At 67.3% G+C, this 11054-nt stretch carries 14 protein-coding genes; 11 read left to right on the forward strand and 3 right to left on the reverse strand.

What is annotated here, in order from left to right; genetic code table 11:
- The first annotated feature begins 30 nt into the window (after window positions 1-30).
- From Q0967_RS07000 to Q0967_RS07025, 6 genes are all read left to right on the forward strand, one after another.
- Window positions 31-1182 (forward strand): Ldh family oxidoreductase, encoded by a 1152-nt coding sequence (locus Q0967_RS07000; RefSeq protein ID WP_298748236.1) that lies wholly within the window; start codon window positions 31-33, stop codon window positions 1180-1182.
- Between the two features lie 5 nt (window positions 1183-1187).
- Window positions 1188-1949: an HpcH/HpaI aldolase/citrate lyase family protein gene (locus tag Q0967_RS07005; RefSeq protein ID WP_298748234.1), complete on the forward strand. Its 762-nt coding sequence runs from the start codon at window positions 1188-1190 to the stop codon at window positions 1947-1949.
- Between the two features lie 388 nt (window positions 1950-2337).
- Window positions 2338-3498 carry a site-specific integrase gene (locus Q0967_RS07010; protein ID WP_298748231.1) on the forward strand — a complete coding sequence of 387 codons (1161 nt, stop codon included), beginning with the start codon at window positions 2338-2340 and terminating at the stop codon, window positions 3496-3498.
- A gap of 576 nt (window positions 3499-4074) precedes the next feature.
- The gene (locus Q0967_RS07015; RefSeq protein WP_363321978.1) at window positions 4075-4323 is read left to right on the forward strand and encodes a ribbon-helix-helix domain-containing protein; all 249 of its coding nucleotides are present in this window, start codon (window positions 4075-4077) and stop codon (window positions 4321-4323) included.
- Window positions 4320-4559 (forward strand): toxin, encoded by a 240-nt coding sequence (locus Q0967_RS07020; protein ID WP_298748228.1) that lies wholly within the window; start codon window positions 4320-4322, stop codon window positions 4557-4559. Before Q0967_RS07015 ends, Q0967_RS07020 begins: the two co-directional genes overlap by 4 nt.
- Window positions 4560-4755: 196 nt before the next feature.
- The gene (locus tag Q0967_RS07025; protein WP_299449521.1) at window positions 4756-5145 is read left to right on the forward strand and encodes a PH domain-containing protein; all 390 of its coding nucleotides are present in this window, start codon (window positions 4756-4758) and stop codon (window positions 5143-5145) included.
- A gap of 178 nt (window positions 5146-5323) precedes the next feature.
- Here Q0967_RS07025 and Q0967_RS07030 read toward each other — a convergent pair whose 3' ends face one another.
- Window positions 5324-5797: a hypothetical protein gene (locus tag Q0967_RS07030; RefSeq protein ID WP_298748223.1), complete on the reverse strand. Its 474-nt coding sequence runs from the start codon at window positions 5795-5797 to the stop codon at window positions 5324-5326.
- Window positions 5798-6137: 340 nt separating this feature from the next.
- Here Q0967_RS07030 and Q0967_RS07035 point away from each other — a divergent pair, with 340 nt between their 5' ends.
- Window positions 6138-6557, forward strand: a complete 420-nt coding sequence (locus Q0967_RS07035; RefSeq protein ID WP_298748221.1) for an HIT family protein — start codon at window positions 6138-6140, stop codon at window positions 6555-6557.
- A gap of 102 nt (window positions 6558-6659) precedes the next feature.
- Window positions 6660-7391, forward strand: a complete 732-nt coding sequence (locus Q0967_RS07040; RefSeq protein WP_298748217.1) for a class I SAM-dependent methyltransferase — start codon at window positions 6660-6662, stop codon at window positions 7389-7391.
- A 35-nt stretch (window positions 7392-7426) separates the two neighbouring features.
- Here the strand turns inward: Q0967_RS07040 and Q0967_RS07045 are convergent, their stop codons facing one another.
- Complete coding sequence (locus Q0967_RS07045; protein ID WP_298748214.1) at window positions 7427-7822, reverse strand: VOC family protein; 396 nt, start codon at window positions 7820-7822, stop codon at window positions 7427-7429.
- A 637-nt stretch (window positions 7823-8459) separates the two neighbouring features.
- On the opposite strand from Q0967_RS07045, the gene Q0967_RS07050 reads away from it, so the two are divergent.
- Window positions 8460-8855: a transposase gene (locus tag Q0967_RS07050; RefSeq protein WP_298748211.1), complete on the forward strand. Its 396-nt coding sequence runs from the start codon at window positions 8460-8462 to the stop codon at window positions 8853-8855.
- A 378-nt stretch (window positions 8856-9233) separates the two neighbouring features.
- Here the strand turns inward: Q0967_RS07050 and Q0967_RS07055 are convergent, their stop codons facing one another.
- Window positions 9234-9455 carry a hypothetical protein gene (locus Q0967_RS07055; protein WP_298748208.1) on the reverse strand — a complete coding sequence of 74 codons (222 nt, stop codon included), beginning with the start codon at window positions 9453-9455 and terminating at the stop codon, window positions 9234-9236.
- A 382-nt stretch (window positions 9456-9837) separates the two neighbouring features.
- Between Q0967_RS07055 and Q0967_RS07060 the strand changes: the two genes are divergently transcribed.
- Window positions 9838-10251 carry a hypothetical protein gene (locus Q0967_RS07060; protein WP_298748205.1) on the forward strand — a complete coding sequence of 138 codons (414 nt, stop codon included), beginning with the start codon at window positions 9838-9840 and terminating at the stop codon, window positions 10249-10251.
- A 182-nt stretch (window positions 10252-10433) separates the two neighbouring features.
- Window positions 10434-10646 carry a hypothetical protein gene (locus Q0967_RS07065; RefSeq protein WP_298748202.1) on the forward strand — a complete coding sequence of 71 codons (213 nt, stop codon included), beginning with the start codon at window positions 10434-10436 and terminating at the stop codon, window positions 10644-10646.
- Window positions 10647-11054: the final 408 nt, after the last annotated feature.

Below are 11054 nucleotides of genomic sequence, written 5' to 3' on the forward strand. Positions count from 1 at the left end.
CATTCCGACAGCCCCGACCCGGAGGACGACATGAGCACGAAGACCGCCTACCTGCGCGGCGGAGGCGACACGGCACCCGCCCGGCGGGTGACCCTGCCGGAGCTGCGCGAGCACTGCTCCGCCGTACTGCGTGCCTGTGGCCTCCCCCCGGCCCGTGCGGACCTGGTCGCGGACTCGATGACCGACGCCGAGGCACGCGGGATCTCCTCCCACGGGGTGACCCGGACGAGGATCTACGCCGAACGCCTGCGGGGCGGGCTGCTGGATGCCGAGGCGGAGCCGGTCGTGATCCGCGAGGACCCGGCCAGCGTCTACCTCGACGCGCGCAACGCCATCGGTCACGTGGGCGCCGACGTCGGGATGGACCTGGCCGTCGAGCGGGCCCTGGCGGGTGCCGTGGGAGCGGTCGGTGTGGCCAACTCCAACCACTGCGGCACCCTGGCGTACTACACCCGCCGCGCGGCGCTGGCCGGTGTCGCGGCGATCGCCATCTCCACGGCCCCCACCACCATGGTCTACTTCGGGGGGCGCAGCCGTGCCGTCGGCACCAACCCGTTGAGCATCGCGCTGCCCCGGCCGGACGGCCCTCCGATCACCGTGGACATGGCGACCAGCGCCACCGCCCGGGGCAAGATCATCCTCGCCAACCAGCTCGGGAAGGACATCCCCGAAGGATGGGCCGTCGACGCCGAGGGGCGTCCGACGACCGATGCCGCGGCTGCCCTGGCGGGTTCCGTGACGCCCTTCGGCGGACCCAAGGGGTCCGGGCTGGCGATGATGATCGACCTCCTGGCCGGGGGGATGGTGGCCGGTGTCAGCGGAGAGGGCATCGGCGACATGTACGAGGACTGGACCCGCCCCCAGCGGGTGGGCCACGTGTTCATCACCCTGAACCCTGACGGCTGGGTGGGCAGCTCGGCCTTCCTCGAGCACGTCGAGGACTTCGCCCGCCGGGTCCACGACCTGCCTCCCGCTGACGGCTTCGACCAGGTGCTGCTGCCGGGGGAGGTCGAGGAGCAGGCCTTCGATCGCGCCTCCCAGGAGGGGGTCCTCGTCTCGGGGACCGTCTTCGCGGACCTGCAGAGGCTGGCGGACGAGGTCGGCGCTCAGCGACAGCTCACGGGCGCGGTCGACGACCCGTCCCGCACTCCCGACATAGCACCCTCTCAGACAGGAGCCTGATCATCATGACCTTCACCAACCCGTTGCGCGCCACCTGGGAGCGCGGCGAGATCGCGAAGGGCGCCTGGTGCGCCTCGCCCAGCGCCGTCGTCGCCGAGGCCCTGGCCACGGTGGGCTTCGACTACGTGTGCGCGGACATGCAGCACGGCGTGGCCGACTACTCCGACGTGGTGCCGATGATGCAGGCCATCAGCGGTCAGGGGGCAGCGCCGGTCGTGCGCGTGCCGGCCAACGACGCCGCGATGATCGGTCGGGTGCTGGACGCCGGGGCCCTGGGGGTCATCGTCCCTCTGGTCAGCACCCCAGACGACGCGGCCCGCGCCGTGGCCGCCTGCCGCTATCCCCCGCTGGGCGGTCGGTCCTACGGGCCGGTACGCGCCAGCACGGTCGTCGGGTCCAAGGATCCGGTGGACCTCGACCAGGTCATCTGCGGGGTGATGGTCGAGACGCAGGAAGGTCTGGAACGGGTCGACGAGATCGCCGCCACCCCGGGGGTGGACGTCATCTACGTGGGGCCGGCGGACCTGTCCCTGGCCCTCGGCCTTCCGCCGGCCTACGAGCACGAGGACGCCGTGCACGCGGAGGCCGTCGCCCGGATCCAGGCCGCCTGCGACAGGCACGGCGTGATCGCCGGCGTCCACTGCACCGGCGGCGAGATGGGCTCGCGGCGCATCTCCCAGGGTTTCCGGATGACCACCCTGGTCAACGACCTGGCCCTGGTCCGTGCCGGAGGAGCGCACGAGCTGGGCCTGGCCGGCGGCGCCTGACGCAGCTGCGGCCCGCAGGACGGGGACAGCGGACCTTCGTGACTGAGGTCCGCTGTCCTCGGCGCCCGGCGATGCGGAGTGACGGGGCAGGAGACCGGCTGCGCCGGGACCACCACCATCGACGTGGCGCGGACCCCTGACCGGCCGTCGCGACCGATGTCCGGACCGCCAGATGGGGGTCCGGCCGTCGCCGATGCCCTGAGACATCGTCTGGTCGGGGTGACAGGATTTGAAAATGGCACTAGGGCATTTTGGGGCGCTGGTGCCGATCAGCAGATATGCTGTCTGACCTGCACAAAGGGCACACTGTTACTCAGGACGCGGGTGGTCACGAGAGGGCAGGAGATGTCACATCTCCAGGCACGTTCATGGCACGAAAGGCGGCGGCATGGCACGCGAACGACGGTTCGGCTCGGTGCGTCGTCTGCCGTCGGGGAAGTGGCAAGCCCGCTACACGTGGGAGGCGCTGGAGCACAAGGCGCCGCGCACGTTCGCGAGCAGGGGCGCGGCGGAGGCCTGGCTGCGGACCAAGCGCACGGAGCTGGACACCGGGTGGATCCTGACCCGGGAGAGGCGACGCCGGTCGGTGACCTTCAGCGAGTACGCGCGGGGGTGGCTGGAGGAACGGCAGGATCTCAAGCCGCGGACCAGGGTGCTCTACGCCGGCCAGCTCGACCGCTACCTCCTTCCCGCCCTCGGCCAGCTCACCGTGAACGCGATCACCACCGACACGGTGCGGGAGTGGTGGCGCCGGATGGACCCGGACAAGGCCACGGCCCGTGCCCACGCCTACGCTCTGCTGCGCACGGTCCTAGAGGCAGCCCGCAAGGACGACCCGCCCCTGATCGACGTCAACCCCTGTCGGCTGCGCGAGGCGGGCTCACCGCCACGCCGCCGGCACCGCATCCAGCCTGCGACGCCGACGGAGCTGGCGACGATCGTGGAGAACATGCCGCCCCAGCTGCGGGCCGCCGTGCTCCTGTCCGCCTGGGGTGGGCTCCGTTGGGGTGAGGTGGCGGAGCTGCGTCGCAAGGACCTGTTCGGCAACGTCGTCCATGTGACCCGCGCCGTGGTGCGCCTGCCTGGTGAGGATCCCGAGACCGTGGCGGCGCGTCGTCGACCACGGTTCGTCGTGGGCGACCCCAAGAGCGAGGCCGGCATCCGCACCGTCACGCTGCCGCCCGCGATCATGCCCGCCATTCAGGCGCACCTGGACGCGATGCAGGACAAGCGACCGGACGCGCTGCTGTTCCACGCCAAGAGCAACGCGGCCCAGCACCTGGCCGTGTCCACCCTCAACAAGGCATGGCACCCCGCACGGGCAGCGGCCGGGCGTCCGGACCTGCGCTGGCACGACCTGCGACACACGGGAGCGGTGTTCGCGGCGCAGGCGGGAGCGACGCTGGCTGAGCTCATGGCTCGGCTCGGCCACTCGACGCACAAGGCGGCACTGCGCTACCAGCACGCCGCGGCGGACAGGGACGCCAGGATCGCGGAGGCGCTGTCGGCGATGGTCGTGGCCGGATCCCCGCGTCGGGACGGACTGTGAACGTCGCTTGCCTCCCAAGGCTGGCTGGCGGAATGCGCCCCCTGCGGGGGTCTTGTCGAAGCCCTGCTCGGGGCCCCGTCGATGACGGAGGAGCAGCGTCAGCAGCTGTGGCTCCACCAGGCGATGCTCACCCACTTGCTCACCAGGCCGGAGGACGTGATGAGGCTGGCACGAGAGAACATCCGACGGTGGAGCTCCATGCATCGGGCGGATGGCCGAACGGTCGACCACCTCCGTGAGTGGGACAGCATCCTCGCCCAGGGACTGGAGCAGACGGTCAATACGATCCTCAGCACCAGCCCCCGGGCGCGCGAGCTGCGCCAGAACTCCCCGTTCGCCGGCGTCCTGGGACGAGACCAAAGGGACTCAGGCGCTACGGACCTTCCGCGAGAAGCGCGCGCCGGCGGCCTGAACCGCCAGCAGCTGGCACGCCTGCTGAGGGCTGCCTGCGACGTCACTGGGACCCGAAGATCCTGGTCATGGGCTCGCAGGCAGCCCTCGGCAAGAGGGGTGAGAACGAGCGATACGAACGGGTTGCTCGTGACACGCCTCCCCAAACCGTATTACGATTCGTGGGTGGAGAAGATCAAGGGAGTGCCCGTCACCGACGAGATGATCCAGGAGTGGGCCGACGAGGCTGAGCAGGGCTACGACGTCGAACAACTTCGCAAGCGGGGCCGCAAGCCGATGGGCGACGGACCCGCTCGGGTGGTGCCCGTCCGCCTCGACGACACTCTGCTCAGCGCGCTAGACGAGCGCGCGGATCGAGATCACACCACCCGCTCTGAGCTGATCCGTGCTGCTCTTCGTGCCTACGTGGCGTGAAGGTCAACCCCTCAGCACTCAAGCATGGAGTGAGCGAACTTGACATCCTCTACGCGGCCGAGAACTGGAGCTACGCCAGCGAACCGGACGATGACATGCCGGCCAAGCAGTTCGTGTTGGGCTTCGACCGGAGCGGCCGTCTTCTCGAGATGGCGATTCTCACTTTCGACAGCGGGCACCAGCTCGTCATCCATGCCATGAAGGCTCGGCGACAGTACCTGCATCTGCTCAACTGAACATGTGACCGGCGGCAGATGCGTGCGTTCGCGCTCTCTGCTCGGGTGCGAACGTCAGTAGGTTGGTCCTGTCTTGTCGAGCTGCAGAACACCGGAGTGATGGGAGCCGATGATGCCGGAGAGATCGGACTCATCAGTGGACGCTCAAGCAAGGAAGTGGCCAGTGTGGGATCGCTTTCGCTGGTTGTGGCTTGCCATGGCCGTGGCGTGGCTGGTGATAGGGGTGCTGTACCTCACTGTGGGGGAATGGCCGTGGGTGGCCATGGCAGTGGTGTGGAGTGGTCTTGGCGTGGTCGGATTCGTCTCCGGTTCTCGTGGAACTGCGGCCGATCGCGACGGCCTAAGCCTCCATACGGTGGGTCGCAAACGAGTGCCGTGGGACGAGGTGGTCGGCTTCCGTCTGTCGGGGCGTGACCTGCAACTGTTGACGGTCCGGCTGGTGGACGGCTCTGAGCTTCTCTTGACCGTGCCGGGCAACCAGCTCGATGAACTTCTCGGTTACGCCCCTTCGCGGTTAAGCGAGGTCGAAGTTCTGCGAGGTAGTCGTGATGTTCGGCGCGCGTTAGACGGGGAAGCTCGATCGTGAAGCCGACTTCGCTCGCGGTGGCAGGGGCATCACACGTAAGAGGATGGTCTATGTAGCTGAGCCGGCTGTTTTGGAGTCGACCGCCCGCTGAAACAAGGGCAAGTAGATGTTTCGTTGCGCCCAGCCCTCCTAGCCATGGTCGGCGGCCAACCGGCCGGCGGCATTTCCGGATGGTGTCTCAGGGCGAGCGATTTAGCGATATCTGCCCCAGCCGCTGGCCGTCGGTACCAAGGATTGACAACTTCTGCGCCCGCCCTCCTGGCCAGGCGACGACGCATCGCCCGTGCCACGGAACCGTGATCTCCCTGCTGTCCACGAGGAGGTGTGCAACGTCGAGGTTGACGCGCACGATGCCGTAATTGATCCATCGCCCGCGGGTAGGCCGCCAGCTCTTGTAATGACTGTCCACAATGCCGCCGGCGCCTTCCAGCGCTAGGACCCGAGCATCCACCCCAGGGGCTGCGCGGAGCCCCGCAGGCAGTTCTGCAGGTCGGTCCTCGAGCGCGCGGTCATCCAGCGGCCCGCCGCCGCCGCCAAGGATTCTCCACCTATCGCCGTGACGAGTGAAGACATGAGTTTCCTCGACAATGCAGCCCACGCTTCTGCGCGCGAACATCGTCACCGCTATGTCCTCGGAGACGTCGAGGGCCATCGCGGGTGCCGACGACGGCGACTCAGGCTCCTCACGTCTGAGAGCTCGCGAGACTCGATGAGTCGCAGGCTCTCCGTCACGGCGTCGTATGCCACGCCTCAACCTACCGAGATTAGCGCGAAGGGTCCCGACCGACCCGCGGCAGATGGGTTAAACCCGGCTGGTCCGAAAACGACCCTTTTCGAGCCGGACTCAAGGGAACCCGGCTCCGAGAGTCAAGGGCTGAGGTTGGCGCGCCTGGCAGGTCGAGACTGGCGGCGGGTGGCAGCATCGGGGGATGCGGGATAGGAGGGGCATAACGGTTGGAGACGACTGTCCATTCTGCCGGCTTCAGACCGGCGTGTTCGACGAACGCAATCGGGCCCACGACGTGGTCGGCGTGACGCATCGGGCCTATGCGCGCATCGCCCCGAAGTGGTGGCCCGCCAACGCTGGCGGCGCGCTGGTCATTTCGCGACACCACGTGGAGAACCTCTACGACATCTCGCAGGTCGACGGCCACGCGGTCTGGGACCTCACGCAGCGGGTCGCCATCGCTATGCGTTCCGCGTACGGCTGCCAGGGGGTGTCCATTCGACAACACAACGAGCCGGCGGGCGGTCAGGACGTGTGGCATCTGCACGTTCATGTGCTCCCGCGATACCAGAACGATGACCTGTACCAGCGGCATCTTGAGGCCCGTTGGGTGCCAGCCGATGAACGACGCCCCTTCGCCGACCTTCTGCGCGCCAGCGTGCAGCTGCCCACCTCGTTCTCCTAGCGCGCCTCGTGCACGACCGTCGGCAGACCTTGACATCCGTCAGTGCCGTAGCAGGCCACGTGTGGCGATACTAGGCCTCAGCGGAACAGAGCAGAGGACCCCATGACCTATGACGATCCACGCCTGGCGGTGCTGTATGACGTCGACAATCCAGACGGCCCGGACCACGACTTCTTCCGACGGTTCGCGGACGACCTCGGCGCGAAGGACATTGTCGATCTGGGTTGCGGCACCGGTCTACTCACCATCACCCTGGTCAAACCGGGTCGGACCGTCATGGGGATCGACCCCGCGCCGGCGATGCTGGAACGCGCAGTTACCCGGCCCGGAGGTGAGGCTGTCAACTGGGTCCTCGGCGCCAGCGACGTGCTCACGCCTTGCACGGCCGACCTCATCATCATGAGCGGGAATGTCGCCATGCACATCATCGGAGACGACTGGCACACCACGCTGGTCGCGGTCGCTCGCGCCCTCAGACCCTACGGGCGGTTCGTGTTCGAGGCGCGCAACCCTGCAGCACGCGCCTGGACACGGTGGAACGACCCGCTCGCCGAACGGGACACACCCGTCGGCAAACTCCGCGAATCCGTGACAACCGAACCACCGGACATCAATGGTGTCGTTCTCATGCACTGTCACAACGAGTTCCTCGATGACGGCGACGTTCTCGACGTGGAACAGCCCCTGCAGTTCCGCGACCGGGCCCAGATCGAGGCCGACCTGGCCGCCGTCGGCCTCGGCACGCTCCACGTCTGGAGCGACTGGGCAGGGACGTCGTTCGGCGACACCGAGGCAGAACCCCTGATGGTCTTCGAGGCAGCCCTCCCGAGCTGAGTTTCAGCCGCGCGTCCCGCGGAAGTGGGTGCGCCCTAGTCCGTAACGAGCTCGAGCTCGAGGCCTTCGTTGTTCTCGATGAACAGCGCGGTGTGCTGTGGCCCACCCGCATGGGGGTAGTCGTCGGCGAACAGTTCGGTCCACCCATGCTTGCCGCTCTGCTCCCGCAGGGCGTCGAGCTGTTCGAGGCTGCCAGCGCGCAGCGCAAGGTGGTTCAGGCCAGCGCGGGTTCGTTCGTGGGCGCCGGTTATGTCTGATGACTGTTCCAGGACGATGTAGACACCGCTGGGGTGCCGCCAGGTGCGCCCGGTGGGCCACCCGGGGTCGTGCTTCGCTGTCCAGCCGATCGAGGACAGGAGCCAACCGAAAGAGGAAGTGGCGGATTCGATGTCGCAGGTCCACAACTCGATGTGATGCACCACGTTCGCCATGCCGCGACCGTATCGGCCCTGCACGCCAGGGCCGAACATGCTGGTGTCGGTCGCCTGGCTCGCAGTGGCGTTGGGCGCTTGCTCAACCGGCAGCTCGGTGTCACGCTGATGGTCATGGAGATCGCGCCAAGGACGTGTCCCTCGTGCGGGGTCGACGCCTACCCGGTGACGGCAACCGGGACAGGGAGGCTGGTCCAGCCCCAGGTCACTCTTCGCATGGCTTACAGGTGCCGCGACGGTCACCGCTTTCTGGCCAGCATCGAGACGCGCGAGTTTGAGCCGACACCGCCGGCGCACTGAGTCTGGCAACTACCGGTCTCCGAGGCCACGTCGCAATGCGGCAAGCGAATGTCGCCGAGTAAGTTAGGGGCGGTGACAGGTGGGGCGTTTCCACGGTTGATCCTGATTTCTGGGCCTATCGCCAGTGGGAAGAGCACGCTCGCAGCAGCGATGGCAGCCGAAGCTCGGCGACGGGGTCGCACGGTGGCTGTGACGGACTTGGACACTGTGGCAGAAATGGCGTTGCCGATGCTTCCAGACTGGGCTTGGGCCCACACTGTTCGTGGCCACCTGGTGCGGGCGTGGCTGAATCGCCCCGGGTCTGGTGGAGGCTCTCAATCCATGGAGGATGAGAGTTATGGCAGCACCCAGGAAGTACCCCGACGAGCTGCGTGAGCGTGCCACCCGTATGGCGGTGGAGCTGCGAGCAGACCCGGCGACGAAGCCGGGGGCGATCGCTCGGGTGGCCGAGCAGCTCGGGATGCACCGTGAGACCTTGCGCAACTGGGTCCGGCAGGCTGAGATTGATGGCGGTGCCCGGCCGGGCACTACCACCAGCGACTCGCAGCGCGTGGCCGAGCTCGAGCGGGAGGTCCGCGAGTTGCGGCGCGCGAATCACATCCTCAAGACGGCCTCGGCTTTCTTCGCGTCAATGACGCCTCGGGCGGCAATTCTGGACATGCAGCCCTCGCTTGCCTGGTGGCGGGAGCGCACGGACCGTCTCCGAGACGACGTGGCGAACTTCGACTCCTGATCCACCGCCGTAGGACTGGCGCGCCAGCAGGGCATCGCGACGGACGGGTCGAGTCCTGGCGCCTCACCGGGGTCTGCTTCCTGCCCTTCTCGCCCGCTGTGACGCGAGCAACCCGAGTGGGGGCCTTACCGACAGGTCGGCCAGGTCCGTTGGCGCCTCGGCGCCGCGAGCTTTCGACTCCTCCGAGCCATAGATCTACACATTTGAAGTTCTCAGGGACTGGGGTCGTCGAGGCCTGACGCTGTTCTACTTCGAGCAGATGCACGAGCGTGCCGCTGACGAGCAGCACGGTGGCTACCCAGGCGGGGAAGGCGAACGCGAAGTGTCCCCAGGAGTTCTCGGGTGCTGGCCACAGGCCGGCGACGAGCAGGCACGAGATCAGGAAGTGCATGGGCCACGCGGCCCCCACGTCAGCAGAGCGACGACGGGTCCCCAGAGCGCGACGAAGATGCGCCAGAGCCCGACCACCACGAACCCGAGTCCGGTCAGCAGGGCCTTGTGTCCCACGTCCGAGCTGGGGGCAGTCAGCATCGTGAAGGGTGCCAGCATCAGCAGCAACATGATGGCGGCCGCGAGGTTGCGACGGGTGCTCACACGCATTGACGGCTCCCTTCGGAACCCCTGTCGGGTACGTGGAACGAACAGTACTCCCAGGAGTGGTTGACTGGAGGCCGAACTAGTGAACGGCTGGGAGAGAGCGATGAAGCACACTGGTCCGCGTTCAGTAGTGGCGTGTTGTGTGGCCGCTTCTACGTTGCTCGCTGGCTGTGGATCGTCAGGAGTCATACAGTCCAGCCGTTCTGAGGTGACCCCAGCCCCTGCGGTGAGGAGCGAAGACCCCACGACCGTCGTGCGTGAGGCGGGGACGGTCATGGTGCCGGCGGAGTCGCTCGAGGACATTGCTCGCTGGGGGTCCTCAATGCTCGTGGTGTCAGTCACAGGCGAGAACGCTCGCTCCGCCAGTTCAGCAGGTCCGGGCGAGGTGGAGATCGGTCGCGACCTGGCCGTGCGCGTAGAGCAAGTCGTTTGGCAGCACCCAGGGGCTGTCACCACAGTGTCTGCCGGGGACCAGTTGTCGATCTACACCTTCCCCGGTTACGTAGAGATCGACGGGCAACGATCACCGGCAAGGGCGCAGGGCGCGCTACGCATGGAGGTCGGTCAGCGTTACGCCGTGGCCCTCACCGATGACATCACCGACGGCGCACAGGTCCTCACCCTGCTGAACACCTTCCTCCTTGAAGCAGATGCCATTCGACTGCCGGACTCCCCGGCCCTCTCACAAGCGCAGGTAGCTGCCGAACTCGAAGACCTGAGCACCGATAGCGGGAACACCGGACCCGAGAAGGGCGAGTCGCTGCTGCAACGTGTGGAGCGCGCGGGGCAGCCACGCTGAGTCCGTCACGCTATGAAGCCGGGTACCTGGTCGGCCCATCGATCCGCCAGCGGCGGCTGCGTAAGCAGGGCCGGGGCGACGCACCACCGCTGCACACTGGCAGCAAGGGACATCGAGTGTCGGTCGGATGAGTCGTGGGAGGGTCGGTCATGGCCAGCTTGAGAGCATCTGACCCCCACGACGTGATGATCGCGATCAACGAGGCGGTGAAGAACCCCATCGCCCTCGTCCAGCTCCTCTACAGCTGCAGTAGCGCGCATAGCGCGGCCAAGGCCCTTCAGTGCGAGTACGGCTGGAACGAGCATCAGGCCCGAGCTGTGATGGGATTGCAGTTCAAGCGAGTCACCGAGGAACATCGAAACCTGATCCAGGGGCAAGTGGCGGGTGACATCTAGACCCCACGAATTCGGTCTCTGCGTGAATCGCCGACGCTTCTACGCGCCCGGTAGCAGGAGGCCGTAGAGCCCGATCGCCGGCGGAGCTGGCCTGTCACAACCTCGGTGCCGTCACGCGGCGCGCCGAGCCGACTATAACGCGCTGTTTTGCAGTGCTCGGGAGCCAACTCGGCCTGGCGCGGTGACGACCGTTTCGAGTCGTCTGCCACACTGCGCTGCCCCGTCGGGGGCCCAGCGGTGGTGATCGTCGTGAGCCCACGACCTGCTCACGCCCGATTGCGCCCTGGAATGGCACGGGCCGTCAGGTGCCTCACACTGCTAGGGCACCGAAGGTCAAGTCCCGGGTAGTGGTGTAGCGCTGTGCTCCTTCGACAGGGGTTGTCAGGCGGTCAGCGCGGGTAGGGCATC

Origin of the sequence: uncultured Serinicoccus sp., assembly GCF_947500995.1 — a bacterium.
Taxonomy (GTDB): domain Bacteria; phylum Actinomycetota; class Actinomycetes; order Actinomycetales; family Dermatophilaceae; genus Ornithinicoccus.

Excerpts from the sequence above, each read along its gene's own strand:
- Q0967_RS07030 (WP_298748223.1), bottom strand. The coding sequence starts at position 5,797 with ATGGCCCTCGACGTCTCCGAGGACATAGCGGTGACGATGTTCGCGCGC.
- Q0967_RS07025 (WP_299449521.1), top strand. The coding sequence starts at position 4,756 with ATGGCCGTGGCGTGGCTGGTGATAGGGGTGCTGTACCTCACTGTGGGG.
- Q0967_RS07045 (WP_298748214.1), bottom strand. The coding sequence starts at position 7,822 with ATGGCGAACGTGGTGCATCACATCGAGTTGTGGACCTGCGACATCGAA.
- Q0967_RS07040 (WP_298748217.1), top strand. The coding sequence starts at position 6,660 with ATGACCTATGACGATCCACGCCTGGCGGTGCTGTATGACGTCGACAAT.
- Q0967_RS07000 (WP_298748236.1), top strand. The coding sequence starts at position 31 with ATGAGCACGAAGACCGCCTACCTGCGCGGCGGAGGCGACACGGCACCC.
- Q0967_RS07010 (WP_298748231.1), top strand. The coding sequence starts at position 2,338 with ATGGCACGCGAACGACGGTTCGGCTCGGTGCGTCGTCTGCCGTCGGGG.
- Q0967_RS07005 (WP_298748234.1), top strand. The coding sequence starts at position 1,188 with ATGACCTTCACCAACCCGTTGCGCGCCACCTGGGAGCGCGGCGAGATC.
- Q0967_RS07050 (WP_298748211.1), top strand. The coding sequence starts at position 8,460 with ATGGCAGCACCCAGGAAGTACCCCGACGAGCTGCGTGAGCGTGCCACC.
- Q0967_RS07055 (WP_298748208.1), bottom strand. The coding sequence starts at position 9,455 with ATGCGTGTGAGCACCCGTCGCAACCTCGCGGCCGCCATCATGTTGCTG.